This is a genomic window from Methylobacterium sp. XJLW (assembly GCF_003254375.1).
GTDB classification, from domain to species: Bacteria; Pseudomonadota; Alphaproteobacteria; order Rhizobiales; family Beijerinckiaceae; genus Methylobacterium; species Methylobacterium fujisawaense.
Genome location: NZ_CP016429.1, coordinates 343,506 through 367,161 on the forward strand (window position 1 = coordinate 343,506; position 23,656 = coordinate 367,161).

23 protein-coding genes and 1 pseudogene are annotated in these 23,656 nt (G+C 69.6%); 11 read left to right on the plus strand and 13 right to left on the minus strand.

Going from position 1 to position 23,656, the window contains the following annotated elements; all coding sequences use genetic code 11:
• The first annotated feature begins 17 nt into the window (after positions 1–17).
• From A3862_RS01490 to A3862_RS01510, 5 genes are all read left to right on the plus strand, one after another.
• Positions 18–1,220, plus strand: coding sequence for a phosphoglycerate kinase (locus A3862_RS01490; RefSeq protein WP_043755049.1), 1,203 nt, complete (start codon positions 18–20; stop codon positions 1,218–1,220).
• Positions 1,221–1,299: 79 nt separating this feature from the next.
• Complete coding sequence (locus tag A3862_RS01495; protein WP_043755047.1) at positions 1,300–1,620, plus strand: hypothetical protein; 321 nt, start codon at positions 1,300–1,302, stop codon at positions 1,618–1,620.
• A gap of 63 nt (positions 1,621–1,683) precedes the next feature.
• Complete coding sequence (gene fba, locus A3862_RS01500) at positions 1,684–2,754, plus strand: class II fructose-bisphosphate aldolase (RefSeq protein WP_043345222.1); 1,071 nt, start codon at positions 1,684–1,686, stop codon at positions 2,752–2,754.
• 20 nt (positions 2,755–2,774) lie between these two features.
• Positions 2,775–3,419, plus strand: a complete 645-nt coding sequence (locus A3862_RS01505; RefSeq protein WP_111473156.1) for a thiamine phosphate synthase — start codon at positions 2,775–2,777, stop codon at positions 3,417–3,419.
• Between the two features lie 44 nt (positions 3,420–3,463).
• The gene (locus A3862_RS01510; RefSeq protein WP_236961657.1) at positions 3,464–4,468 is read left to right on the plus strand and encodes a tetratricopeptide repeat protein; all 1,005 of its coding nucleotides are present in this window, start codon (positions 3,464–3,466) and stop codon (positions 4,466–4,468) included.
• A gap of 3 nt (positions 4,469–4,471) precedes the next feature.
• Here A3862_RS01510 and A3862_RS01515 read toward each other — a convergent pair whose 3' ends face one another.
• The 3 genes and pseudogenes from A3862_RS01515 to A3862_RS01525 all read right to left on the minus strand — a co-directional run bounded on the left by A3862_RS01515 (position 4,472) and on the right by A3862_RS01525 (position 5,775).
• Positions 4,472–4,912 (minus strand): cupin domain-containing protein, encoded by a 441-nt coding sequence (locus tag A3862_RS01515; RefSeq protein WP_052083508.1) that lies wholly within the window; start codon positions 4,910–4,912, stop codon positions 4,472–4,474.
• Positions 4,909–5,322 (minus strand): annotated as a pseudogene (locus tag A3862_RS01520) (carboxymuconolactone decarboxylase family protein). The gene A3862_RS01515 and the pseudogene A3862_RS01520 overlap by 4 nt, the downstream one beginning before the upstream one ends.
• A gap of 27 nt (positions 5,323–5,349) precedes the next feature.
• Complete coding sequence (locus A3862_RS01525; protein WP_111473157.1) at positions 5,350–5,775, minus strand: DUF779 domain-containing protein; 426 nt, start codon at positions 5,773–5,775, stop codon at positions 5,350–5,352.
• Positions 5,776–5,923: 148 nt separating this feature from the next.
• On the opposite strand from A3862_RS01525, the gene A3862_RS01530 reads away from it, so the two are divergent.
• Positions 5,924–6,217, plus strand: coding sequence for a hypothetical protein (locus A3862_RS01530; RefSeq protein ID WP_043380252.1), 294 nt, complete (start codon positions 5,924–5,926; stop codon positions 6,215–6,217).
• A gap of 81 nt (positions 6,218–6,298) precedes the next feature.
• Here the strand turns inward: A3862_RS01530 and adh are convergent, their stop codons facing one another.
• From adh to A3862_RS32460, 5 genes are all read right to left on the minus strand, one after another.
• Entirely contained in the window at positions 6,299–7,822 is a 1,524-nt protein-coding gene (gene adh / locus A3862_RS01535) for an aldehyde dehydrogenase (protein ID WP_043345235.1), read from the minus strand.
• Between the two features lie 310 nt (positions 7,823–8,132).
• Complete coding sequence (locus A3862_RS01540; protein ID WP_043345237.1) at positions 8,133–8,480, minus strand: DUF3325 domain-containing protein; 348 nt, start codon at positions 8,478–8,480, stop codon at positions 8,133–8,135.
• Complete coding sequence (locus tag A3862_RS01545) at positions 8,477–9,970, minus strand: PepSY-associated TM helix domain-containing protein (RefSeq protein WP_043755045.1); 1,494 nt, start codon at positions 9,968–9,970, stop codon at positions 8,477–8,479. The genes A3862_RS01540 and A3862_RS01545 overlap by 4 nt, the downstream gene beginning before the upstream one ends.
• 26 nt (positions 9,971–9,996) lie before the next feature.
• The gene (locus A3862_RS01550; RefSeq protein ID WP_043755044.1) at positions 9,997–10,308 is read right to left on the minus strand and encodes a hypothetical protein; all 312 of its coding nucleotides are present in this window, start codon (positions 10,306–10,308) and stop codon (positions 9,997–9,999) included.
• A gap of 528 nt (positions 10,309–10,836) precedes the next feature.
• Positions 10,837–11,622 carry a cold-shock protein gene (locus tag A3862_RS32460; RefSeq protein ID WP_043755040.1) on the minus strand — a complete coding sequence of 262 codons (786 nt, stop codon included), beginning with the start codon at positions 11,620–11,622 and terminating at the stop codon, positions 10,837–10,839.
• A 315-nt stretch (positions 11,623–11,937) separates the two neighbouring features.
• Between A3862_RS32460 and A3862_RS01565 the strand changes: the two genes are divergently transcribed.
• The 4 genes from A3862_RS01565 to A3862_RS01580 all read left to right on the plus strand — a co-directional run bounded on the left by A3862_RS01565 (position 11,938) and on the right by A3862_RS01580 (position 15,104).
• A complete protein-coding gene (locus A3862_RS01565) occupies positions 11,938–12,411 on the plus strand; it encodes a response regulator (protein WP_012317168.1) in 474 nt (157 codons plus the stop codon).
• A gap of 110 nt (positions 12,412–12,521) precedes the next feature.
• Complete coding sequence (locus A3862_RS01570; RefSeq protein ID WP_111473158.1) at positions 12,522–13,604, plus strand: Ppx/GppA phosphatase family protein; 1,083 nt, start codon at positions 12,522–12,524, stop codon at positions 13,602–13,604.
• A gap of 10 nt (positions 13,605–13,614) precedes the next feature.
• A complete protein-coding gene (locus A3862_RS01575) occupies positions 13,615–14,340 on the plus strand; it encodes an RlmE family RNA methyltransferase (protein ID WP_043345260.1) in 726 nt (241 codons plus the stop codon).
• A gap of 206 nt (positions 14,341–14,546) precedes the next feature.
• Positions 14,547–15,104, plus strand: a complete 558-nt coding sequence (locus A3862_RS01580; RefSeq protein WP_335645388.1) for a hypothetical protein — start codon at positions 14,547–14,549, stop codon at positions 15,102–15,104.
• Positions 15,105–15,173: 69 nt separating this feature from the next.
• Here the strand turns inward: A3862_RS01580 and A3862_RS01585 are convergent, their stop codons facing one another.
• From A3862_RS01585 to A3862_RS01605, 5 genes are all read right to left on the minus strand, one after another.
• Positions 15,174–16,271 carry a DUF4167 domain-containing protein gene (locus A3862_RS01585; RefSeq protein ID WP_111473159.1) on the minus strand — a complete coding sequence of 366 codons (1,098 nt, stop codon included), beginning with the start codon at positions 16,269–16,271 and terminating at the stop codon, positions 15,174–15,176.
• Positions 16,272–16,691: 420 nt separating this feature from the next.
• Positions 16,692–17,576 (minus strand): peptide chain release factor N(5)-glutamine methyltransferase, encoded by an 885-nt coding sequence (gene prmC, locus A3862_RS01590; protein ID WP_236961659.1) that lies wholly within the window; start codon positions 17,574–17,576, stop codon positions 16,692–16,694.
• A gap of 23 nt (positions 17,577–17,599) precedes the next feature.
• On the minus strand, positions 17,600–18,685 hold the full coding sequence (gene prfA / locus A3862_RS01595; RefSeq protein WP_111473161.1) for a peptide chain release factor 1: 1,086 nt from the start codon (positions 18,683–18,685) through the stop codon (positions 17,600–17,602).
• 215 nt (positions 18,686–18,900) lie between these two features.
• Positions 18,901–21,162, minus strand: a complete 2,262-nt coding sequence (ptsP, locus tag A3862_RS01600) for a phosphoenolpyruvate--protein phosphotransferase (RefSeq protein ID WP_043380280.1) — start codon at positions 21,160–21,162, stop codon at positions 18,901–18,903.
• Between the two features lie 189 nt (positions 21,163–21,351).
• Positions 21,352–22,587, minus strand: a complete 1,236-nt coding sequence (locus tag A3862_RS01605; protein WP_043755028.1) for an aspartate kinase — start codon at positions 22,585–22,587, stop codon at positions 21,352–21,354.
• Positions 22,588–22,845: 258 nt separating this feature from the next.
• On the opposite strand from A3862_RS01605, the gene ubiG reads away from it, so the two are divergent.
• Positions 22,846–23,619, plus strand: coding sequence for a bifunctional 2-polyprenyl-6-hydroxyphenol methylase/3-demethylubiquinol 3-O-methyltransferase UbiG (ubiG, locus tag A3862_RS01610; RefSeq protein WP_043755022.1), 774 nt, complete (start codon positions 22,846–22,848; stop codon positions 23,617–23,619).
• The last annotated feature ends 37 nt before the right edge of the window (positions 23,620–23,656 follow it).

The following is a 23,656-nucleotide window of genomic DNA, read 5'->3' on the forward strand; positions in this document are numbered from 1 at the left end:
GGACCGCACCAGACCGCATGAGCGCCTTCCGCACCCTCGACGATGCCGGCTCCCTCAAGGGCAAGCGGGTCCTCATGCGCGTCGATCTGAACGTGCCCATGGAAAACGGGCGGGTGACCGACGCGACCCGCATCGCGCGCGTCGCGCCGACGATACGCGAGGTCGCCGAGCAGGGCGCCAGGGTGATCCTGCTGGCTCATTTCGGCCGGCCGAAGGGCAAGCGCGAGCCGAAGGATTCGCTGGAGCCGGTAGTCCCGGCCCTCGGCGCGGCCCTCGGGCACACCGTCGCCTTCGCGGCGGATTGCGTGGGCGACGCCGCCGCGCAGGCGGTGGCGGCCCTGAAGGACGGCGACGTCCTCCTCCTGGAGAACACCCGCTATCATCCCGGCGAGGAGAAGAACGACGCGGCTTTCGCGGACGCCCTGGCGGCGAACGGCGACGTCTACGTCAACGAGGCCTTCTCGGCAGCCCACCGCGCCCACGCCTCCACCGAGGGTCTGGCGCACCGGTTGCCGGCCTATGCCGGCCGCGAGATGCAGGCCGAGCTCGACGCGCTGACCAAGGGCCTGGAATCGCCCCAGCGCCCGGTGATCGCGCTGGTCGGCGGCGCCAAGGTCTCGTCCAAGATCGATCTCCTGGAGAACCTCGTCGCCAAGGTCGACATGCTGGTGATCGGCGGCGGCATGGCCAACACGTTCCTGCACGCGCAGGGCAAGGCGGTGGGCAAGTCCCTCTGTGAGAAGGATCTCGCCGAGACCGCCACGCGCATCCTGGCGGCGGCCGAGAAGGCCGGCTGCCGGATCATCCTGCCGGTCGACGCGGTCGCCGCGACCGAGTTCAAGGCGCAGGCTCCCCACGAGACCGTGCCGGTGGATTCCGTGCCGGACGCGAGCATGATCCTCGATGCCGGTCCGCGCTCGGTCGCCGAGATCAATGCCGCCATCGACGGGGCCAAGACCCTGGTGTGGAACGGCCCGCTGGGCGCCTTCGAGCTGACCCCATTCGACGCCGCCACCGTGGCCGCCGCCAAGCACGCGGCCGCGCGGACGAAGGATGGCCAGCTCGTCTCGGTTGCGGGCGGCGGCGACACCGTGGCCGCGCTCAACCATGCCGGCGTGGCGCAGGACTTCACCTACGTCTCGACCGCCGGCGGCGCCTTCCTCGAATGGCTTGAGGGCAAGGCCCTCCCGGGCGTCGAGGCGCTGCGGGCGAAGGGCTGAGACGGCCACCTTGCGCTCCTCCCCCATTGGCCCGACCCTATCTATACTGCCGGCCTTGATCAGCCGGGGGGCCGGGGCGATGGGTGACGATGGGGAGAACGCGACCCTCAAGAATCTAAGGGGCATCCAGGCGAGCCTGGCGGATCTGCGGTCCGAGACGGTGACGCGCTTCGACAGGCTCGAGGCGCGGATCGATCGTCTGAACGCGGCCGGGATGCGCGTGACGATGCGGGCCACGGCGGTAAGGTCTGACGCGCGGGTCAGCGAGGTCGAGGACCGCGTCGCGTCCCTGGTGAGCCGGACCGACCGGGGATCATCCGCCGAAAGAATGGCCTGCGCCGCGTCGGAGATTGACCGAAAGCAAGGCACCCGGCAGAGCGAAACGATACAGCCCAGCTGAGGGCCTCACCGCGCCTCCGGCGATCGGTCGGACAACGAAACGGGAAACGGGAAGACACGCACGATGGCACGCATCACCCTCCGGCAGCTCCTCGATCACGCCGCTGAGTACGAGTACGGCGTGCCCGCCTTCAACCTGAACAACATGGAACAGGGGCTCGCCATCATGGCGGCCGCCGATGCCACCGACTCGCCGGTGATCCTCCAGGCGAGCCGTGGCGCCCGCGCCTACGCCAACGACGTCGTGCTGGCCAAGCTGATCGACGGCCTCGTCGAGATCTACCCGCACATCCCCGTCTGCATGCATCTCGACCACGGCAACAACGAAGCCACCTGCGCCACCGCGATCCAGTATGGCTTCACCTCGGTGATGATGGACGGCTCGCTGAAGGCCGACGGCAAGACCCCGGCCGACTACAACTACAACGTCGAGATCACCCGCAACGTCACCAAGATGGCCCACTGGGCCGGCGTCTCGGTCGAGGGTGAGCTGGGCGTGCTCGGCTCGCTGGAGAGCGGCCAGGGCGAGGCCGAGGACGGCCACGGCGCCGAGGGTACGCTCAGCCACGACCAGCTCCTGACCGACCCGGAGGAGGCCGTGAAGTTCGTCGAGGCCACCAAGGTGGACGCGCTGGCGGTGGCCATGGGCACGAGCCACGGTGCCTACAAGTTCACCCGCAAGCCCGACGGCGAGGTGCTGGCGATGAACGTGATCGAGGAGATCCACCGCCGCCTGCCGACGACCCACCTCGTCATGCACGGCTCCTCGTCGGTGCCGCAGGACCTGCAGGACATCATCAACCAGTACGGCGGCCAGATGAAGCCGACCTGGGGTGTTCCGGTCGAGGAGATCCAGCGCGGCATCAAGCACGGCGTGCGTAAGATCAACATCGACACCGACAACCGCATGGCGATGACCGGTCAGATCCGGAAGGTCCTCACCGAGAACCCCTCCGAGTTCGACCCGCGCAAGTACCTGAAGCCCGCCATGGAGGCGATGACCAAGCTCTGCAAGCAGCGCTTCGAGGAGTTCAACACCGCCGGCAAGGGCTCGAAGATCCGGCCGATCTCGGTCGCCGAGATGGCCAAGCGCTACGCCAGCGGCGCCCTGGATCCGAAGATCGGCGCGCGGTAAGGCGCCGGTTGTCGCCCCCGATGAGCACCAATGCCCGCCTCGCCCTTCTCGGACCGCACGGTCTCGACGCCGAGGGACTCGAAGGCTTCGTGGCGGCCCTGAAGGCCGCCTGCGAAGCGGGCGATGTCGCCGCCGTGATCCTGCGGCTCGCCGCCACCGACGAGCGCGGGCTGACGGCCCGCGTGAAGGCGGTCGCTCCGGTGGCGCAGGAGCGGGGCGCGGCCCTGGTCGTGGCCTGTCCGGGTTTCACGGGTGATCTCGCCACGGTGGCGATCCGCGGCGGCGCCGATGGCATCCATGTCGACAAGCCGCGCGACCTGAAGGATCTGCGCGGCCGGCTGCGCGACGGGCGCATCCTCGGTGCTGGAGGCATCGAGACCAAGCATGGCGCCATGGAAGCCGGCGAGGCGGGTATCGACTATCTGATGTTCGGCGGGCTGTATCCGGACGGTGTCGCGCCGGAGGCGGAGACCGTCCGGGCCCGCGCCACCTGGTGGGCCGAAATCTTCGAGACGCCGTGCATCGCGGTCGCCGTCGCCGCCGACGAGATCGGGCCGCTCGGCGCGACAGGCGCGGAGTTCGTGGGATTGGAGAGCGGCCTCTGGCGGTCGGATCCGGCGGCCGTCGAGCGGGCCCAGCGCGTCCTTCGGGAGGCTGCCGCGTGAGGCGCCGCAACGCCCCTCATCTGTTGGCTTTCGTCGGAGCGGCAGTGCTCGCTCTGCCGACCTGGGCCGTCTCCGCTCCGGCCGACCCGCCCGCGACCGCGGCGCCCGGATCGATCGGGTCCACCGCGCAGACCGGCAAGAAGCCGATGCCGGAACTGCCGAGTCCCTATACGCCGAACTACACCCGGGGCGCCGTGCCGCCGCAGGGCGGTCAGCCGCCGGATCTCGCCTACGGCGCCTATCAGAAGGGCCAGTACGTCACGGCCTTCCGCGAGGCGACGAAGCGCATCGAGGCGAATCCGAAGGACGCCGCTGCCATGACGCTTCTCGGGGAGCTGTACAACCAGGGCCTCGGCGTGAAGCAGGACCCGGTGAAGGCCGCCGACTGGTATCGTCTGGCCGCCGCACAGAACGACCCGTCCGCCATGGCATCCCTCGGGCTCATGGCGCTCGACGGACGCGGTATGCCGAAGGATCCGAAGGCCGGGCGCCGATGGCTGGAACAGGCCACGTCCCAAGGCTCGCCGACTGCCGCCTACAATCTCGGCCTGATCCTGATCGGCACCGGGGCCACGGCCGACGAGGCGGCGGCCGCCGCGCAGTTCCGCAAGGCGGCCGATGCGGAGATCGGCCCCGCGCAGCACGATCTGGGCGTTCTCTACCTCCAGGGTCGCGGGGTGCCGAAGGATCCGACCAAGGCGGCGGAGTTGTTCCGGCGCGGCGCCGACAATGGCGATCTCGCCAGTGAGGTCGAGTACGCGATCCTTCTGTTCAACGGCACCGGCGTCACCAAGGACGAGCGGGCGGCTGCCCGCTATTTCCTGCACGCGGCCTCGCGCGGCAACGCCATCGCGCAGAACCGCGTCGCGCGCCTCTACGCGGTCGGCCGTGGCGTCGCCAAGAATCCCGTCGAGGCTGCGGCCTGGAACCTTGCCGCTGCCGGACAGGGCCTGTCCGACGCGTGGCTGGATCAGACGCTGTCCGGCCTTTCCGCCGACGAGCGCTCGCGCGCCGAGCGCCTCGCCAATGAACGGATCGAACAGCGCTGAGCGCTACCCCTCGGCCTTGGACCAGTCGACGCCGGCCTCGAGGTGCGGCAGCAGGACGACGCTCTCCTGCTCGTTGGGATCCGTCCGGGCGATCACGGCTGTGACGGGCTCCGTCTGGCTGCGGTTGTAAGGCAGGTGCGGCACGTCGGCGGCGATATAGACGAACTCGCCGGCCCCCGCGATCGCGTGATGCTCCAGCCGTTCGCCCCAGAAACAGCCTGACACGCCCGACAGCACGTAGATCGCCGTCTCGTGCGATTCGTGCTTGTGCGCATGGGCACGCTCCCCGGGCGGTATCTCCAGAAGCTGCATGTGCAGCGCCTTCGAGCCCACGGCTTCGGCGGAGACCGCCGGCCGGTAAATGTGCCCCTGCTTGCCGCGGAAGGGCGCACTCTCGCGCACCACCAGGAAACCCTGCTCCCCTTGACCGGACACGGAACTCATGGACCTTCCTCCACTCTGAAGGCGGGATCGACCGGGATCTGCATGCCGTTCACCAGCGCGTTGGTCTGGTGGGCCATGCCGACCACCGCCAGGAACTCGCCGTGCTGCGCGTCCGTCAAGCCCTTGGCCCGCGCAGCGGCGGTGTGGGAATGGATGCAGTACGGGCATCCATTGGCGATCGAAACCGCGATGTAGACCAGCTCTTTGGTCAGGGGATCGAGTGTTCCCGGTCCCATGACGGTCTTCAGGACGGATCAGGTCCGTTCGAGCAGTGCCGGATCGTTGGCGAGGCCCCGCCAGAAATTGTTGATGAAGTCGGAGCCGCGAGTCGCCTGGATGTCGGCGAACACAGCGCCGATGCGCGGGTCGGTTTCGGCCTCGGCATCGGACCAGAGTTTGACGGTGGCCATCGTGCCCCCTCCCCGCGAAGCTCGTCCTCAGAGTTTGCAGGCCCCTTCGAGGGCCCGGTTCTCCGCGTCGGAGAACAGGCGCGAGCGAATATGGAAGCGCTTCTCGCGTCCATTCTCCAGCGAGAACATGCCGCCGCGCCCCGGCACGACATCGAGGAGCAGGTGGGTGTGCTTCCAGACCTCGAATTGCGACCGGCTGATGAAGAACTCGGCGCCGCCGACGGTGCCGAGTCGGACGTCCCCGTCGCTCACCAGGAAATCACCGACGGGGTAGCACATGGGCGAGGAGCCGTCGCAGCAGCCGCCGGACTGATGGAACATGACCGGGCCGTACTCGCTCCGCAGCTCGTCGATGAGAGCGAGAGCCGCCGGGGTGGCGGTCACCCGCAGGGGTGTCCCGTCGGCGCCGGCCTGCTTGGCGACGTTGGCGTCCAAGGTCTGATCCGAATTCATGCCATCCTCCCCAGTCGATGTTGAAATATGCGCGGTTGCCGGCGGGTTTCCACCGCAACGCGAGCGAATGCAGGTCCCGAAACGTCGCGATGCGCGTTGTGACGACGGAGGGCGGCGGTTGCCGCCCGACGCCTCGGGAGCGCCCGTCATGTCAGTTCTCAGAAAAGCCGCCTGCGTCGTCCTTGCCCTGACCGGTCTCGCCGGTCCCGCCGCCGCCGAACCGCTGTCGCTCCGCGTCCAGCCCCGCGAACAGCCACTGTTCGTCCAGCATGCGTGGCGCGTCGCGGGGAATCCCAACGTCACGCCCGACAATCCCATGGGTGTCGTCGGCTGGGACGGTCCGCCGGACGACGTGCCCAGCGTCAGCGGCGATGCCGGCCCGATGGCGCCGGGCTCGATCGTCAACGCCCCCTTCGAGGGCTACGGCTACGGCCTCTACTGAGCGCGGTGTTGCGGGATCGAAAAAGCCCCGGCCGTGAGGCCGGGGCTGAAGTTGTCTCGGGGGGTTAACCCGGGAAGAAGCTCAGAAGAATCCGAGCTTCTTGGCCGAGTAGCTGACCAGCATGTTCTTGGTCTGCTGGTAGTGATCGAGCATCATCTTGTGGGTCTCACGGCCGATGCCGGACTGCTTGTAGCCGCCGAAGGCCGCGTGAGCCGGGTAGGCGTGGTAGCAGTTCGTCCAGACGCGGCCGGCCTGGATCGCCCGGCCGAAGCGATAGGCGCGGGTGCCGTCGCGGGTCCAGACGCCGGCGCCGAGGCCGTAGAGCGTGTCGTTGGCGATCGCGAGCGCCTCGGCATCGTCCTTGAAGGTCGTGACCGACAGGACCGGGCCGAAGATCTCCTCCTGGAAGATCCGCATCTTGTTGTGGCCGCGGAACACCGTCGGCTTCACGTAGAAGCCCTCGGCGAACTCGCCCTCCTTGACGTTGCGCTCGCCGCCGGTGAGCAGCTGGGCGCCCTCCTGCTTGCCGATGTCGATGTAGCTGAGGATCTTCTCCATCTGCTCGCCCGACGCCTGGGCGCCGATCATCGTGGCCGGATCGAGGGGCGAGCCCTGCGTGATCGCCTCGACGCGCTTCACCGCCCGCTCCATGAAGCGGTCGTAGATCGACTCATGCACGAGCGCGCGGCTCGGGCAGGTGCAGACCTCACCCTGGTTGAGGGCGAACATCGTGAAGCCTTCGAGCGCCTTGTCGAAGAAGTCGTCGTCCTCGTTCGCCACGTCGGCGAAGAAGATGTTCGGCGACTTGCCACCGAGTTCCAGCGTCACCGGGATCAGGTTCTGCGACGCATACTGCATGATGAGGCGGCCGGTGGTCGTCTCACCCGTGAAGGCGATCTTGGCGATCCGCGGCGAGGAGGCGAGCGGCTTGCCGGCCTCCAGGCCGAAGCCGTTGACGATGTTGAGCACGCCCGGCGGCAGCAGGTCGCCGATGATCTCGGCCAGCACCAGCACAGAGGCCGGGGTCTGCTCGGCGGGCTTCAAGACCACGCAATTGCCGGCGGCGAGCGCCGGGGCGAGCTTCCACACCGCCATCAGGATCGGGAAGTTCCACGGGATGATCTGGCCGACGACGCCCAGCGGCTCGTGGAAATGGTAGGCGACCGTGTCGTGGTCGATCTCGGAGATCGAGCCTTCCTGCGCCCGCACGCAGCCGGCGAAATAGCGGAAGTGGTCGATGGCCAGCGGGATGTCGGCGTGGGTCGTCTCGCGGATCGGCTTGCCGTTGTCCCAGGTCTCGGCGAGGGCGAGCAGATCGAGGTTCTCCTCCATCCGGTCGGCCATCTTGAGGAGGATGCGGGCGCGCTCGGCCGGCGCCGTGCGGCCCCAGGCCTCCTTGGCGGCGTGGGCGGCGTCGAGCGCCTTCTCGACGTCCTGTGCGTCGGAGCGGGCCACCTCGCACACCACCTTTCCGGTGATCGGGGAGGTGTTCTCGAAGTAGCGGCCGGCCGCGGGGGCGACCCACTGGCCGCCGATGAAGTTCTCGTAGCGGGCCGAGAACGGCGACTTGACCTTGGCGTCGCCGAGGAATTCCGGCTTGTTCATCGCTGTGTTCCCTCCATAGGCCCCGGCCTCGCGAACCGCGGCTCTTGGGCTTAAGCTGGCGCTCGGGCGACCGATCGTCGGGGCCGCATCCGCTTCCGCTCTGTTCGCAGCCAATGGCTTTTGGCCTGCCGAATCAAGGTGGACTTTTGGCCAGTGCGCGAGTGGGCCGATCCTACGCTCTTCCGGACCTCACCGCGAGCGGACAGATATCCTCGGCGTCGGAGTGTTCCGAGCGGACCTGAGGGACAATTTCCGCTTCCCGATGACCGTTCGAATCACCGCCGATCGAGGAAGACTCCGATGCGCCTGCTTACCTGAGCAAGGCGAGCGGAGCGGCCGCCGCCGCGAGCGGCAGCGCCGCCAGTGCCGCGTTGCGCAGCCAGGTCGGCCGATAGGCGATGAACGCCACCACGATTAAGGCGGACCCGGTCAGCGATCCGATCCATTGCACCGGGCCGAAATTCCAGCCGGCCGCCGCGATGGCCGCCGCGAACGAGAGGGCGAGCCCGCACCAGCCAGCCATCCGCAAGCTGGCGACGCGCCGGTCCGGGACGCTGATCCGGTAGGCTGCCCGGTGATGCCGGTCGAGGCTGAGGGCCAGGGCGGCGAAGCCCGAGAAGCTCAGGAGAAGGCTGAGGATCAGTGCCGCCGCAGTCATGCTTCCGCCGCCCGGGACAGGCTGGGCTGGCCGTGCCGCGATTCCGCCGGCCGTCGCCGTGCCGCCAGCCGGGAGCCCGCGACAAGGGCCAGACCCACAGCCGCCATCGCCGCATCGAAACCGAGGAACCGGTTCTGGCCCACGAGGACCGCATCGACCAACGGAATCGCCAGGAAGGCGCAGGCCGCCACCCCGAGGGCGATCGGCCACGCTCGCTGTCGCGGATACAGGGCTGCGGCGAGCGCCGCGGCGACCCAGGCGGCGAAGAATACGCGGACCTCCCAATCGGCCCGGGCCTCGAGCCCAAAGGGCATCAGACGGTTGGCCAGAAAATAGGCCGCGAGTCCCACCGGCAGCCCCGCGATGGTGCCGAGGTTGAGGAGCCGCACGAGCCGTAGACCGAATCGGTCGGGATCCGCGCCCTTGGGCGCCCGCGCCACGGTCCAGAGGACCAGCCCGCTCGCAACCGTGGCCGCGCCCATCACGCCGCAGAGGAAGAACACGAGACGCAACGGAGCGGCCGCGAAATGCGCCTCGTGCAGCCCCGCCATCACGGCGGCCGTCCGGGTCGCGGCGCCGGCTTCGCTGACCCGCGCGAGTTCCGCGCCGGTTCCGGCCGCATAGACGATCTGCGGATGGAGATGCGCGAGCCCATGCGGCTCCTCGAAATACGCCGTCGCGGTCGCATTGGCGTCCCCGGGAAGCGTCACCATCAGCATCTCGGGCGTCTCGCCGCCCGCCGCGCTGGCGCGCGCCACGATCTCGCCCAAGGGGAGCGGCACGCCCGGACGCCCGGCGGGGCCGGCTCCCGGCGCCGCCAATCCCGCCTCCGCATAGTACCGGAGCAGGTCGTCGCCGTAGACGGCCTTCACGCCCCAGGGCATGAGCATCGACGACAGGGTGACGAGGCCCGTGTAGACGATCATCAGGTGGAAGGGCAGCGCCAGAACGCCCATCACGTTGTGGGCGTCGAGCCAGCCGCGCTGGACGGACTTGTCCCGGCGGAAGGTGAAGAAGTCGGCGAAAATGCGCCGGTGTGTCACGATCCCGGAGATCAGCGCGATCAGCAGGATCATCGCGCAGCCCGAGACGATCCAGCGCCCCCAGATCGGCGGCAGGCTCAACTCGAAGTGAAAGCGGTAGAGGAAGTCGCCGCCCCGCGTGTCGCGGACGCGTGCGGGTTCGCCCGTCACCGGATCGAGCAGCGCCTGATGGTAGGGCCCATCCAGGTTCTGCCACCAGTAGACCTCGACGACCGAAGCCTCGGCGTTCGGCAGCTTGACCGACCAGCCGGCGGCGTCCGGCATGGTTTTGCGCAGGAACACACCGGCGCGCGTTGCCGCCACCACCGGATCCGGCGCCTCCTCGGACAGCTCGGGCCGCATCCATCGCGAGATGTCGCTGCGGTAATAGCTGGCCGTCCCGGTGACGAAGATGGCGAACAGCACCCAGCCGACCACGAGGCCGGACCACGTGTGCAGCCACGCCATGGACTGGCGGAAGCTCCGCGCGCGGCTCACAGGGCGACCCCGTGCCTGAAGCCGCCGGCCAGCAATAAGGCCACGGTCAGGAGAAGCGCCGCAGCCCCCAGGACCAGGGTGGCACGCGCGATCGTCCGGGCGGCGAACACCCAGATCACGGCCGCCGCCATGATGCTGAAGCTCGCGAGGGTCGCGGCGGATACCGCTTCGGCCCTCGGGCCGGGGAGAATCAGCGCGAGCCAGGCGCACGCGAGTGCGGCAACGGCATAACCGCCGAACGCCGCCAGAAGCACCCGGCCGGCGACCGCCAAGCGATCGGCCAGCGTGGGCACGGCATGGGCACTCATCGCGCGCCCTCTCGCTTCCGTGAAGTCATATCGCGACCTAGCAGCGGCTGCGCCCGGCAGGCAACGCGTATGTTCCAGAACGATTCCAGTGTGAATTGAGGCGGTTAGGATGGCCCGGGTCGGGCCGAGAGATGAAAGTCCCGGCTTGCGCGGCAGCCCGTCTCAACGACCGGTCGTTCCGGGCGTTGCGGATCGGTCGGATCCGCGGATCGCGATGGCGGCATTCCGGGCACTCGGCGGCAGATCGGGGCCGGCCTCCGGTTTGGAGAGGGCCGACGATCCGGCGGTCACGGGGCGGCCTCCCTCAGGGCCGCGGTGCCCGGTGCCCCAGCCGTAGCCCGCGTTGATCCCGGCATAAAAGCCCGTGAAATCCTCAGCCCGGGCGCTGCCCGAAAGCAGGAGCAGAGCCGTCGGCAGCATCAAGCAGCGCATCGATCGTCCAGGAACGAGAAAGGCGACGGTCCCAGACAGGACCGCCGCCTCGTAGTCTTCTCAGGATCGCGGCGGCAAAGCGACCGCCGCGCGCCCTCAATCCTCGACGTTGATGCTCTGAGCCTCGCGGCCCTTCTGACCCTCGACCACGCCGAGCGTGACCTGCTGGCCTTCGGCGAGCGAATCGAGCCCGGCGCGGGACAGAGCGGAGCGGTGCACGAAGACGTCCTTACCGCCGTCGTTCACCGACACGAAGCCGAAGCCCTTGGCGGGATCGTACCACTTCACGGTGCCGCTCATCTCGACGGACGGGCCGCTGGCGAAGCGGCCACCACCGCCACCACCACCGAAACCGCCGCCGCCGCCGTAACCACCACCGCCGCCGCGGTCGCGGTCACCGTAGCCGCCGCCAGCGCCACCACCGAAGCCGCCGGTGCGCGGACGGAACTCGCGCCGGGGCGCAGGCGCCTCGGCCGTGGACGTGTCGACGCTGGTGACGCTGGTCACCTGCGGGCCCTTCTGACCCTGGGCCGTCGTGACCGTCAGCCGGGTGCCCGGCATCAGGTCATCGTGGCCTGCCGCCTCGACGGCGCGGATGTGGAGGAAGGCATCGCCCGAACCGTCGCCGAGTTCGACGAAGCCGAAGCCCTTCTCCTTGTTGAACCACTTGACCGTCGCATCGCGCTCCGGTCCGGACGCGACCGGTGCCGCGCCGCGCGCCGGACCACGGTCGAAACCGCCGCCGCCGAAACCGCCGCCGCCACCGCCGAAACCGCCGCCGCCGTATCCGCCGCTCGGGGGTGCCTGATCAGGCCATCTCGGCTCGCCACCCTCGTCGAAGCCGCGCTTCTGCGGCCCCCTGAAATCACGACCACGTCCCATCGAAAGCTCGCAAAAACCGTCCGCCGCCCTTGTCTCGAATACCGCGTGCGCGCCATCCCAGACAGCCCACGCCCCGCACTATCATTACCCCAGGTCGCGGTAACCAAGAATAACGCCCCAGTCCTGACGCAATCGGGCCTTGACCGCAAGGACCTTCTTGGCTCAGACGCGCCCGTTTCGTTACTTTCTTGCGGCAAACAACGGAGTCCGCCCCCGATCCCGGGTCGGTCCTTACTCATTCGAGGGAAGGCGTTAGCGAAACGCAAAGGCTGTCCCGCCTAGACTCGGCGCCGCGCCCCGCAGAGCCCGCCGGCCATGATCGCAACCCCGACCTTCCCCGATCTCTCGGCCCTCGTCGTCGACGAGAGTCTCTACATCCGCCGAATCGTGCGCGACATGCTGATGCGCGTCGGTATCAAGCGGGTCCTGGAGGCGCCGGACGGGGCGGAGGCGCTGGGCGTGCTGGCCGAGAGCAAACCCGATATCAGCATCATCGACTGGGATCTGTCGATCCTGTCGGGCGAGGAGTTCATCCGGCTCGCGCGGACGCCGACCACCTCTCCCTGCCCCACGATCCCGATCATCCTGATGCTGGCCCAGCCGCGCCGGAACGTGGTCGACCGTGCGGTGGCGCTCGGCGTCAACGAGATCATCGCCAAGCCGTTCTCGCCGAAGACCCTGTGGTCTCGCCTGGACGAGGTGATCAACCGGCCCCGCCCCTATTCCCAGGTGAAGAGTCTCCTGCGCCCGATCCCGCGCCGGGCCAGCGCCATGAAGGCCGTCGCCTGATCGCGACCGCGATGGGGCGTTGCAGTTCCCCGCTGAGCCTGTAGGGTCACAGATCAACAAAGGCCGAGCGCGACGCTCACGGCCGACCCGAAGGATCGACGGCCGCGCCGATGAGGGACGAGACCGCCGCGGCCGCGCCGTCCCGAATCCAGACCGGCGCGGTGCCGCTTCAGACGCCAGCCCCATTGCCGGGCCGTGAGCGTCGGCGCGCCGCCTACGCGGCGCTCGACCTCGGCACCAACAATTGCCGCCTGCTGGTCGCGGAGCCGACCTTCAGCGGCTTCCGGGTGATCGATGCGTTCTCACGGATCGTCCGTCTCGGCGAAGGCCTCGGCACGTCGGACCGCCTGAGCGAGGCGGCGATCGAGCGGACCGTGGAGGCCCTGCGGATCTGCAGGTCCAAGATGCAGGCGCGCGGCGTGCAGCGGGCCAAGATCATCGCCACGGAGGCCTGCCGCCTCGCGGTGAACGGGGCCGCCTTCGTGGAGCGCGTCCGCCGCGGCGTCGGCCTCGACCTCGAGATCGTCGATCGGCAGACCGAGGCCTATCTCGCGGTCACCGGCTGCGCGGCGCTGGCGGATCCGCTGGCCGAATCGGTGATCATCTTCGACATCGGCGGCGGCTCGACCGAGATCGCGTGGCTGGACGGCGCGGCGGCCAATCCGTCGACCGATCCGACGCTCAGGATCCGCGCCTGGGATTCGCTGCCCGTGGGCGTGGTGACCCTGGCCGAGCGCCACGGCGGCGCCGAGGTCACCCGCCGCATGTTCGAGGGCATGGTCGAGGAAGTGGCCGAGAAGCTGTCCGCCTTCGCCCTTCGGGCCGCTGCCGCCGCGACCGCGCCCCATTTCCACCTTCTCGGCACGTCTGGCACCGTCACGACCATCGCGGCGATGCATCTGCGGCTCGCGCGCTACGAGCGCCGGCGGGTCGATGGATTGTGGATGAGCGACGCCGCAGTCTCCACCGCCATCGACGACCTGCTCGACACGCGGCTGGAACAGCGCGCCGACAACCCCTGCATCGGCCGCGACCGCGCCGATCTCGTGCTCGCGGGCTGCGCGATCCTCGAGGCGATCCGCCGGGCGTTCCCCTCGGAGCGCCTGCGCATCGCCGATCGCGGCCTGCGCGAAGGATTGCTGATGAACATGATGCGGGAGGACGGGGTCTGGAACCGGAAGGCTGTCCGATGAGGGCCCCACGATGAGCGACCGGCGCGGCGGCGCGAGCTCCGGCGGTGGGGTCCGGGGCGACCTGAAGCAGCGGGTGAAGACCGGGCGTGGACGGACCCTGTCGCAGAAGCGCTGGCTGGAGCGCCAGCTCAACGATCCCTATGTGGCGCGGGCCAAGCGCGAGGGCTATCGCTCGCGGGCGGCCTACAAGCTGCTGGAGATCGACGAGCGCTACAAGCTGCTCCGGCCCGGCCAGAAGATCGTCGACCTCGGCGCGGCTCCCGGCGGCTGGTCGCAGGTGGCCGCCCGGGTGGTCGGACCGTCGGGCCGGGTCGTGGGCATCGATCTCCTGGAGATCGAGCCTATGGCCGGGGTCGAGTTCATCACCCTGGATTTCCTCGATCCCGAGGCGCCGGCGCGGCTGACCGGCATGCTCGGCGGCCCGGCCGACCTCGTGATGTCCGACATGGCCGCCAACGCCACCGGCCACAAGAAGACCGACCATCTGCGCATCATCGGCCTCGCCGAGACGGCGGCGGAATTCGCCCGGGAGATCCTTGGGCCGGGCGGCGCCTACTTGGCCAAGGTGCTTCAGGGCGGGACCGAGGGAGCCCTGCTCACCGACCTGAAGCGCGACTTCGCCACGGTCCGCCACGTCAAGCCCGCGGCCAGCCGGGCCGATTCCAGCGAGCTCTACGTCCTCGCGACCGGCTATCGCGGCACCTCGGCGCACACCGCGCCCTCCGACGCGGAGTGAGCCGGCCGGCGATGCTGGTCGCCTGGGCCCTGTCGGTCGTCAATCCAGCGCCGTGGCCCCTGCGCAGGCTTGGCTATGTTCGGCAGAGCGGCCTGCTTCACGCCCGGTAGCGCCGCTGCCGGGCGGTCTGGGCGCCGCATCTCGCGCAGGCGCAGGGCAGGATCGCGGCGGCGGCCGAGGGAACGGGGCATTGCCGACATGCGGTCGTGCTCGGCTCCGGCCTGCTCGACGACGTGCCGCTGGACGATCTCGCCCGCCTGTTCGATCGGATCGGCCTCGTGGATGCCGTGCATCCCTGGCCGGCCCGGCTCGCCGCACGCCGATACCCGAACGTGGCGCTGGTGACCGCCGAGATCAGTGCAGGCCTCGCCGGAGCCTGGGCGGATCTCTGCACGGGCGCCGACCTGATCGTTTCGGCAGACCTGCTGTCGCAGCTTCCGATCGTCCCGATCGAGGCCCACGAGGCCCGGGGCCGCGCGGCCCCGCCCCTTCTTGGGGCACATCTGGTTGAGACCCACCTCAGAGTCCTGGACACCCTGGCAGGCCGGGTCGAGCGCGTCTGCCTGATCACCGACGCGGTGCAGCGCGCGGAGGATCGGTCGGGCCGCTTCACCGACAGCCTCGATATGCTGTTAGGGTCCGAGCTCCCGCCTACGGAAGCGGCTTGGGACTGGGAGCTCGGGCCGTTCGGCGCGAGCGGCCGGCGGCACCGTCTGATCCACCGGGTCCAGGCCTGCCCGGACTGGAAAGCCGTACCACGCTGAGCCCGTAACGACAGAGGCCGCTCCGGTTGCCCGGAACGGCCTCTCTTCAGTGCTTCCTGCAGCTTTCGCTCACTCGGTCGGCACGTCTGCCGGCGACGTGTTGGCGCTGCCCTCGTCCGCGGCGCTCTCGAAACGCGGGCGGCGGCGGCGGCGGGGCTTGGCGGCCGGAGTTTCCTCGGCCGCAGCCTCCGGCTCGGAAGCAGGCGACGGTTCAGCCGGCGGGGCGGGACGCGCAGGGGCCATCAGGAATGCCGGCAGGCCGGTCGGCTCCTCGGCCTCCACGACAGGCGCAGGCTCGCGGCGGCGCTCACGGCGGGGCGCCGTCTCGCCCTGACGTCCGGCCTCGCCGCGGGGAGCCCGCTCGGGCCGCCCCTCAAGACGCGTTTCCTGCCGGGCTTCGGACCGCGGAGCCTCGCTGCGGCCGCTCTCGTAACGCCCCTGATCGCCGCGCGTGTCCTGGCGGGCGTCTTGCCGATCATTCTGCCGAGCATCCTGGCGCGTATCTTGGCGAGGATCCTGCCGGACGTCCTGGCGGTCCTGCCGGACGTCCTGGCGGTCCTGCCGGCCGTCGTGACGCTCCTGGCGATAATCCGGACGCCCGTAATCCTGACGGTCCTGCCGGTTCTCCTGCCGATAGTCCGGCCGTTGATAATCCTGGCGCTGATAGTCCTGACGCGGCTGGTCCTGACGCCGGTAATCCTGGCGCCCGCCGTTGTCGAACCGCCGTTGATCGCGGTTCTGGAACCGGTCACGGCCCTGCCGACCGTCCTGGTTTCCGTCCTGACGACCCTCGTAGGGCTGCGGCTGCTGGCCGGGATCGGCGTCATCATAGCCGCTATAGCCGTGACCGTTCTGCGATCCGCCGTTGCCCTGGGCCTCGTCGTCGCCCTCTTCCATGTCGTCATCATAGGGACGACTGGCGTAACCGGCGGTATTAGCCGGGCGATTCTGTTCCTGGGCACCGGAAACGATGCGGAAATAGTGCTCCCCGTGCTGGAAGTAGTTTTCAGCAGCAACTGGATCGCCGGCCGCCAGAGCATCCCGCGCAAGCTGCGCGTACTTGTCGGCGATGTGCTGCGCCGTGCCGCGGATTTTGACGTCGGGACCGTTGGATTCGTACGAGCGCGTCAGCGGATTCGGACCCTTCGGCCGGTTCCGGCCGCGCATCCGTCGATTCTGGTTTGGTCTCATCGGTCTGTAATGACCCTCGTTCACGCAAACGACTGTCTACGGAGGCGCCCGGGCGGATCTCCTGGCGCAGTCCGGCCAAGCGCATCCGGCGGCGCCGCGCGTGCGACCGCTCTTCGGTCCGCGCGTCTGCCTGACCATCCCTCGAAGCGGGCGCCCGGTTAAAGCCGCCGATCCTCAGTTGATTGTCAGGTTCGATTGTGTCGCACCGCCGCGCTGGCACCGGCGCGTTCTGGTTCGACGGTTAAGGGGGATCAGCGAACCAATCGGCGACCCATGGTCACCACCGACCTTACAGCCGTCCGTCTTAACGGACGGTTCGCGATCTTCAAGCCGACTCTAGCGTTCCCCGGTTGATGCAACAAGCAATTTTTCGGTGACGCGATGCTCGACCCTGACTTAGGCATCCCTGTGGCCGGATAAAAGACCCTGTGGCCGGTCGAAACTCACGACGCGGTCGCGGCCGGCGAGGTCGCGGGTCAATCCCCGATCCGGGAAGCCCGCCGCGCATGCAAGGGCCCGCACCGCCGAGGCCTGATCGTAGCCGATCTCCAGGACGAGCCTGCCGCCCGGGGCGAGCAGCCCAGCCGCACCGTCGAGGATTCTCCGGTAGGCGTCGAGACCGTCCACGCCGCCATCCAGGGCCGCCGCCGGATCGTGCATGCGGACTTCGCGGTCGAGGGTCGCGATCACGTCCTGGGCGATGTAGGGCGGATTCGAGACGACGAGGTCGAAGGTCCCGCTCAGGGCCTCGCACCAATCGCCGACGACGAAGCGGGCCCGGTCGCCGACGCCGTTGGCGACGGCATTGTCCCGGGCGACGCGCAGGGCCCCGTCCGAGCGTTCGAGCCCGACCCCGCTGGCCCGGGGCAGTTCCGAGAGAAGGGCCGTCAGGATGCAGCCCGTTCCGGTGCCGAGGTCCAGGCAGCGCACCGGCGCGGTCCGGTCGGGCACCGCCGCCAGCGCGACCTCGACCAGGATTTCGGTGTCCGGGCGCGGCACCAGGGTGTCGGGACCGAGCCGGAAGGGCAGGCCCCAGAACTCCCAGGCGCCCAGGATGCGGGCCACCGGCTCGCCGGCGAGGCGCCGGGCGAGCGCCGCGTCGAGGGCCGCGGCTTCGTCCGCGCTGACGCGGCGCTCGCCCTCGATCAGAAGGTCGCGCGTCTCCAGGCCGAGGATTCCGAGCAGGAGGAACCGGGCATCGCCCGCCGCCTCGACGACGCCCGCGGCCTGCAGCCGCGCCGTGCAGGCACGCAGCGCCTCGCGGCGCGATCTGTTCTGCATCGCGGCCGGCATCACGACATGGCTCAGGCCATACCCTCGGCGGCGAGCAGCTCCGCCTGATGCTCGGTGATCAGGGCGTCGACCACCTCGTCGAGGGCCGTCCCGGCCATAACCTCCTCGAGCTTGTAGAGGGTCAGGTTGATCCGGTGATCGGTCACCCTTCCTTGCGGGAAATTGTAGGTCCGGATCCGCTCGCTGCGATCGCCGGAGCCGACCTGGGCCTTCCGATCGGCCGCCCGGGCCGAATCCTTCACGCTGCGCTCGGCGTCGTAGAGCCGTGCGCGCAGCAGTGCCATCGCACGGGCGCGGTTCTTGTGCTGCGACCGTTCCTCCTGAACGAACACCACGATGCCGGTCGGCAGGTGGGTGATGCGGATCGCCGATTCGGTCTTGTTGACGTGCTGGCCGCCCGCGCCCTGGGCCCGCATCGTGTCGATCTTCAGGTCCGCATCGTTGACGTGGATGTCGACCTCCTCGGCCTCCGGGAGTACCGCCACGGTGGCGGCGGAGGTGTGGATCCGCCCCTGCGTCTCGGTGTCGGGCACGCGCTGCACCCGGTGAGCGCCGCTCTCGTACTTGAGGCGGGCGAAGACGCCCCGGCCCTTCACCTCGGCCACGACCTCGCGGAAGCCGCCGACCGTGCCCTCGCTCTCGGAGATCACCTCGACCCGCCAGCCCTTCGATTCGGCGTATTTGGCGTACATCCGGAACAGGTCGCCAGCGAAGAGGGCCGCCTCGTCGCCACCGGTCCCGGCGCGGACTTCCAGGATCGCGCTCTTCTCGTCGGCGGCGTCTTTCGGAAGGAGCAGCACCTGCAGGGCCCGGTGCGCGGCTTCGAGCGCCTCCTGCGCCTCCGGCTTCTCATCGGCGGCGAGGGCCCGCATCTCCGGATCCGTGCCCGGCTCGTCGATGAGGGCCTCGACGCCCGCGAGGTTGTCCAGGGCCGCGCGGTAGCCGCGGATCGCCGCCACGACGGGGTCGAGGTCGGACAGCTCGCGGGAGAGCTGGACCACGGTCTCCGGGTCGATCTCGCCGGAGCCGAGCTGCGCGGTGACGATGTCGTGCCGCGCCAGGATGGCGTCGAGGCGCTCGGTGGGAAAGGGGATCATCGCCCGTGTTTCTGCAGGTCTGCGCGTGCCGTTCCGGGCTGGGCGCGGGTCTCGTCTCGGGGGGAAGAGACGCGTGGCTTGGAGGGACCGTGACCCGGCAGGACTTCCCCCAAATCCACGCCCCTTCCGTTCGAGAGCGGAAGCCGCGGCGCGTCGGCCGAAAGCGTCGTGGCGTTGCCGTACAACCCCGGCCGAATGTTCGGCAAGGGTCGCGGTTAAATAGGGATGCCGTGGGCGTGCGCGAAGGCCGTGAGCGCCGGGCGCAGGGAGTCGCCGTCATGCATCCGCGCCATCTCGGCGTCGATGAGTTCGGCGATGGCACCCGCATCGAGGCTCAGCACCATGGCCTTGACCGGCCCGATCGCGGCCGGCGACATCGACAGCTGCCGGTAGCCGAGGCCGATCAGCGCCATGGCGTCGAGGGGGCGGCCGCCGATCTCGCCGCAGACCGTCACCGGGCAGGAGGCCGCGTTGGCCCGCTCGGCGATCAGCCGGAAGGCGCGGAGGGCCGCCACGCTCAACGGATCGAAGCGGTCGGCGACCCGGCGATTCTCCCGGTCCACAGCGAACAGAAATTGCATCAGGTCGTTCGAGCCGACCGACAGGAAATCGGCCTCCCGGGCGATCTCGTCGATCTGGAACAGGAGCGAGGGCACCTCGATCATCGCGCCGAGGCGGCAATCGGTGGGAAGCCGGTAGCCGTGGCGCTTCAGGTAGGCCTTCTCCCGCTCGACGATGCCGCGGGCGCGCACGAACTCGTCCACCGTGGCGACCATCGGGAACATGATCTTGAGCGGGTCGCCGTCGGCGGCCTTCAGCAGGGCGCGCAGCTGCATGCGCAGCAAAGCCGGCCGGTCGAGGCCGATGCGGATCGCCCGCCAGCCGAGGGCGGGGTTCTCCTCCTCGAGCTTGGCCATGTAGGGCAGGATCTTGTCGCCGCCGATGTCGAGGGTGCGGACGGTGACGGACTTGCCTGCGGAAGCGGCGAAGACCTTGCGGTACAGCTCCTCCTGCTCGGCCGCCGACGGCATGCGCTGCGCCACCATGAACTGCAGCTCGGTGCGGAACAGGCCCACGCCCTCGGCGCCCGTCTCCTGCAGGTGGCTGAAATCGACCAGCAGGCCGGCATTGAGGTGCAGGCCGACGCGCACGCCGTCGCGGGTCTGGGCGGGCACGTCCCGCAGCGCCCGATACTGCTCCTGCCGCCGGGCGCGCAGGCGCACCATCTCGGCATAGGCGGCCTCGACCTCGGGACCGGGCCGGACATGGATCTCGCCGGCCACGCCGTCGACGATGATGGCATCGCCCGCGTCGCACAGGGCGGTGGCATTCTCCACCTCGCCCACGGCCGGGATGCCCAGCGCCCGGGCGACGATCGCCACGTGGCTGGTCGGACCACCCTCCTCCAGGACGATGCCGCGCAGGGTCGAGGCCTCGTAGTCGAGGAGGGCCGCCGGACCCATGGTGCGCGCCACCAGGATGGCGTTCTCCGGCAGCACCATGGTTCCGGCCGCTTCGGAGCCGATCAGGGTGCGCAGGACGCGGTTGGCGAGATCGTCGAGATCGTGCAGCCGCTCCCGCAGATACGGATCCGACTGGCGCATCATCCGCGCGCGGTTGTCCGACTGGACCCGCTCGACCGCGGCTTCTGCGGTCAGGCCCGACGCCACGGCCTCCCGCATGCGCCGGAGCCAGCCCTTGTCGTGGGCGAACATTCGGACGGTCTCGAGAACCTCGCGGCTCTCCGCGGTACCGATCCGGTCGCCGCGCTCCACCAGCGCGTCGATCGCCGAGCGGACCTCCTCGATGGCCGCGTCGAGGCGCGCGACCTCGCGGTCGACGTTCTCGGCGATCAGCGTCTTCACCACGACGCGGGGCTCGTGCAGCACCACGTAGCCGAGGCCGATGCCGTCGGCCAGCGCGATGCCCCGCGCCAGGACCGGGCGGCGGGCCGCGGTGCCGGCATCGGGGGCCAGCCCCTCGAGCTCGCCCGAGGCGATCATCTCCGAGAGCACCATGGCGGTGGTCTGGAGCGCCTCGATCTCCTCCTCGGAGTAGACGCGATAGGTCTTGTTCTGGACCGTCAGGACGCCGAGCGTGTTGCCCGCCCGCAGCAGCGGCACGCCCAGGAAGGCGTGATAGGCCTCCTCGCCGGTCTCCGGACGGTACGAAAAGGCCGGGTGGTTCTGCGCATCCGAAAGGGAAAGCGGCTCCGCCGTGCGGGCGATCAGGCCGACCAGGCCCTCATCGGTCCGCATGCGAGTCTGGTGGACCGCTTCGCGGTTGAGGCCCTCGGTGGCGAACAGTTCGAGGGTGTTGTCATCGCGCAGCACATAGACCGAGCAGACCTCGGCCACGACATTGGCGGCGATCAGGACGACGATGCGATCCAGGCGCGCCTGGGGGCTGACCGGCTCCGCCATCGCTTCGCGGAGGCGGCGCAGCAGCAGGCGCGGGCCTCCGGGCGCAGCGGGCATCGGTTCGTCGTTCCAGCGTCGGTGAGTGGCCTTGGCGTCGACCACCCTGCAACCTTGGCGCCAAACCCGGGACGGCTGGCACCGGATGGACCGGACCGCTGGTCCCAGAGACGCTCTGAGATCGGCGGATCGGCCCGTGACTGTCTAGTTCACACCACGCGACCCGCTCGAACCCGCGTCGTCCCAGGCTCAGGCCTGGTCCAGGCCGTATAGCGAGTGAAGCGTGCGCACGGCAAGCTCCGTATAGGCGGCGTCGATCAGCACGGAGAACTTGATCTCCGAGGTGGTGATCGCGCGGATGTTGATCCCCTTCTCGGCAAGCGCCCTGAACGCCTTGGCGGCCACACCCGCATGGCTGCGCATGCCGACGCCGATCGCCGATACCTTCACGACATCGGTGGCCCCCTCGATCTGGGCGTAGCCGATCTGCGTGCGGGCCTCGTCGAGGATGGCGCGCGAGCGCTGGTACTCGGAAGCCGGCACCGTGAAGGTCATGTCGGTGGTCGACTGGTCGCCCGACACGGTCTGGATGATCATGTCGACGTTGATGTTGGCGTCGGCCAGCGGCCCGAAGATCGCGGCGGCCACGCCGGGGCTGTCCTTGACACGGCGCAGGGTGATCTGCGCCTCGTCCCGGGAGAAGGCGATCCCGGTGATGATCTGCTGTTCCACGATGTCGTCCTCGTCGCAGATGAGGGTGCCCGGGCGCGCGGCGTCCGGCGGATCGAAGGAGGAGCGGACCGTGGTCGGCACCCGGTGGACCATGGCAAGCTCCACCGAGCGGACCTGCAGCACCTTGGCGCCCAGCGAGGCCATCTCCAGCATTTCTTCGAAGGTCACCCGCTCCATGCGGCGGGCCTTCGGCACGATGCGCGGATCGGTGGTGTAGACGCCGTCCACGTCCGTGTAGATGTCGCAGCGCTCGGCCCCGATCGCGGCCGCGACCGCCACCGCCGAGGTGTCGGAGCCGCCACGGCCCAGCGTCGTCACGCGGCCGGTCTCGGCATGGACGCCCTGGAAGCCGGCGATCACCGCGACCTCGCCCTTTGCGAAACCCGCCTCGAGGTTCTTGGGATCGATCTCGGCAATCCGCGCCGAGCCATGGGCGTCCGAGGTCACGAGCGGAATCTGCCAGCCCTGCCAGGAGCGGGCCTTGACCCCGTCCTTCTGGAGGGCGATCGCCAGGAGGCCCGCGGTGACGAGTTCGCCCGAGGCCACGACGGCGTCGTATTCCCGCGGGTCGTAGAGCGCGTTCGCGTCCTTGACCCAGTCGACCAGCTCGTTGGTCTTGCCTGACATGGCCGAGACGATCACGGCAACGTCGTAGCCGGCCGCCACCTCGCGGGCGACGTGGCGCGCCACATTGCGGATGCGGTCGACGTTGGCGACGGAGGTGCCGCCGAATTTCATCACCAGACGGGGCATGGTCTCTCGGTCGCGGGTTCCCGGTGGCGATTGGACGGACCGCTGCAGCCCGGTCCGGATGGTGCCCGGCGGGTACAAGCGGCTCGGTAGAGTGTCAACAACCGGCCAAGCATGGCGCCCGCGCGCCGCGGCGACTTCCGAGCGATCTCCATGCTAGAGCGCGGACACGACGCATCGCGGCGGATCCGGCCTACCCGGCCAGCCCGGATAGAGGGGCGGACCGGATCGGGGCGGCGCCGGCATGAGGACGGAACGCGCATGGACAGGGCAGCCACGGATCGGGCCACGGATCGGGCCACGGACGGGTTCGTCGACCGCGGTGAGGTTGCGCGCTTCGATGCGCTCGCCGCCACGTGGTGGGACGAGACCGGCCCGATGCGCGTCCTCCACCGGTTCAATCCGGTGCGGCTCGCCTATATCCGCGACGCCCTGTGCCGGCGGTTCGGACGCGATCCGCGCGCGCCCTTTCCGCTGGACGGGCTTTCGATCTGCGACGTCGGCTGCGGCGGCGGCGTCCTCTCGGAACCCCTCGCCCGGCTCGGCGCACGCGTGACCGGGCTCGATCCGGCCGAGCAGAACATCGCGGTGGCCCGGGCCCATGCCGAGGCGGCGGGCGTGCCGGTCGATTATCGCGGCGCGACCATCGAAGCGGTGGTCGCCGGCGGCGAGCGTTTCGACGCCGTGCTGATCATGGAGGTGGTGGAGCACGTCTCCGACATGCCGGCCTTCGTGCGGACCGCCTGCGCGGGGGTGAAGCCCGGCGGACTGCTGTTCGGGGCCACCCTGAACCGGACTCTGCGCTCCTTCGCGCTGGCCATCGTCGGCGCCGAATACGTGCTCGGCTGGCTGCCGCGGGGCACGCATGACTGGCAGAAATTCGTGACGCCCGACGAACTCGCCCGCGCCATCCGGGCGGGAGGGCTCGCCGTCACCGACACGGTGGGGGTCGTCTACAACCCGCTCACGGATGGTTGGCGCACGAGCCGCGACACGGCCGTGAACTATATGGTCGCGGCCGAACGCTCTGCGTGAACGGGTTGCGTCCCCCGCCGTTGGAGACGGGACGGAG

Bases quoted from the DNA above. Each gene is read 5' to 3' on its own strand.
- A3862_RS01490 (WP_043755049.1), top strand. From the start codon at position 18: ATGAGCGCCTTCCGCACCCTCGACGATGCCGGCTCCCTCAAGGGCAAG.
- A3862_RS01495 (WP_043755047.1), top strand. From the start codon at position 1,300: ATGGGTGACGATGGGGAGAACGCGACCCTCAAGAATCTAAGGGGCATC.
- fba (WP_043345222.1), top strand. From the start codon at position 1,684: ATGGCACGCATCACCCTCCGGCAGCTCCTCGATCACGCCGCTGAGTAC.
- A3862_RS01505 (WP_111473156.1), top strand. From the start codon at position 2,775: ATGAGCACCAATGCCCGCCTCGCCCTTCTCGGACCGCACGGTCTCGAC.
- A3862_RS01515 (WP_052083508.1), bottom strand. From the start codon at position 4,912: ATGAGTTCCGTGTCCGGTCAAGGGGAGCAGGGTTTCCTGGTGGTGCGC.
- A3862_RS01525 (WP_111473157.1), bottom strand. From the start codon at position 5,775: ATGAATTCGGATCAGACCTTGGACGCCAACGTCGCCAAGCAGGCCGGC.
- A3862_RS01530 (WP_043380252.1), top strand. From the start codon at position 5,924: ATGTCAGTTCTCAGAAAAGCCGCCTGCGTCGTCCTTGCCCTGACCGGT.
- adh (WP_043345235.1), bottom strand. From the start codon at position 7,822: ATGAACAAGCCGGAATTCCTCGGCGACGCCAAGGTCAAGTCGCCGTTC.
- A3862_RS01540 (WP_043345237.1), bottom strand. From the start codon at position 8,480: ATGACTGCGGCGGCACTGATCCTCAGCCTTCTCCTGAGCTTCTCGGGC.
- A3862_RS01545 (WP_043755045.1), bottom strand. From the start codon at position 9,970: ATGGCGTGGCTGCACACGTGGTCCGGCCTCGTGGTCGGCTGGGTGCTG.
- A3862_RS01550 (WP_043755044.1), bottom strand. From the start codon at position 10,308: ATGAGTGCCCATGCCGTGCCCACGCTGGCCGATCGCTTGGCGGTCGCC.
- A3862_RS32460 (WP_043755040.1), bottom strand. From the start codon at position 11,622: ATGGGACGTGGTCGTGATTTCAGGGGGCCGCAGAAGCGCGGCTTCGAC.
- A3862_RS01565 (WP_012317168.1), top strand. From the start codon at position 11,938: ATGATCGCAACCCCGACCTTCCCCGATCTCTCGGCCCTCGTCGTCGAC.
- A3862_RS01570 (WP_111473158.1), top strand. From the start codon at position 12,522: ATGAGGGACGAGACCGCCGCGGCCGCGCCGTCCCGAATCCAGACCGGC.
- A3862_RS01575 (WP_043345260.1), top strand. From the start codon at position 13,615: ATGAGCGACCGGCGCGGCGGCGCGAGCTCCGGCGGTGGGGTCCGGGGC.
- A3862_RS01585 (WP_111473159.1), bottom strand. From the start codon at position 16,271: ATGCGCGGCCGGAACCGGCCGAAGGGTCCGAATCCGCTGACGCGCTCG.
- prmC (WP_236961659.1), bottom strand. From the start codon at position 17,576: ATGCAGAACAGATCGCGCCGCGAGGCGCTGCGTGCCTGCACGGCGCGG.
- prfA (WP_111473161.1), bottom strand. From the start codon at position 18,685: ATGATCCCCTTTCCCACCGAGCGCCTCGACGCCATCCTGGCGCGGCAC.
- ptsP (WP_043380280.1), bottom strand. From the start codon at position 21,162: ATGCCCGCTGCGCCCGGAGGCCCGCGCCTGCTGCTGCGCCGCCTCCGC.
- A3862_RS01605 (WP_043755028.1), bottom strand. From the start codon at position 22,587: ATGCCCCGTCTGGTGATGAAATTCGGCGGCACCTCCGTCGCCAACGTC.
- ubiG (WP_043755022.1), top strand. From the start codon at position 22,846: ATGGACAGGGCAGCCACGGATCGGGCCACGGATCGGGCCACGGACGGG.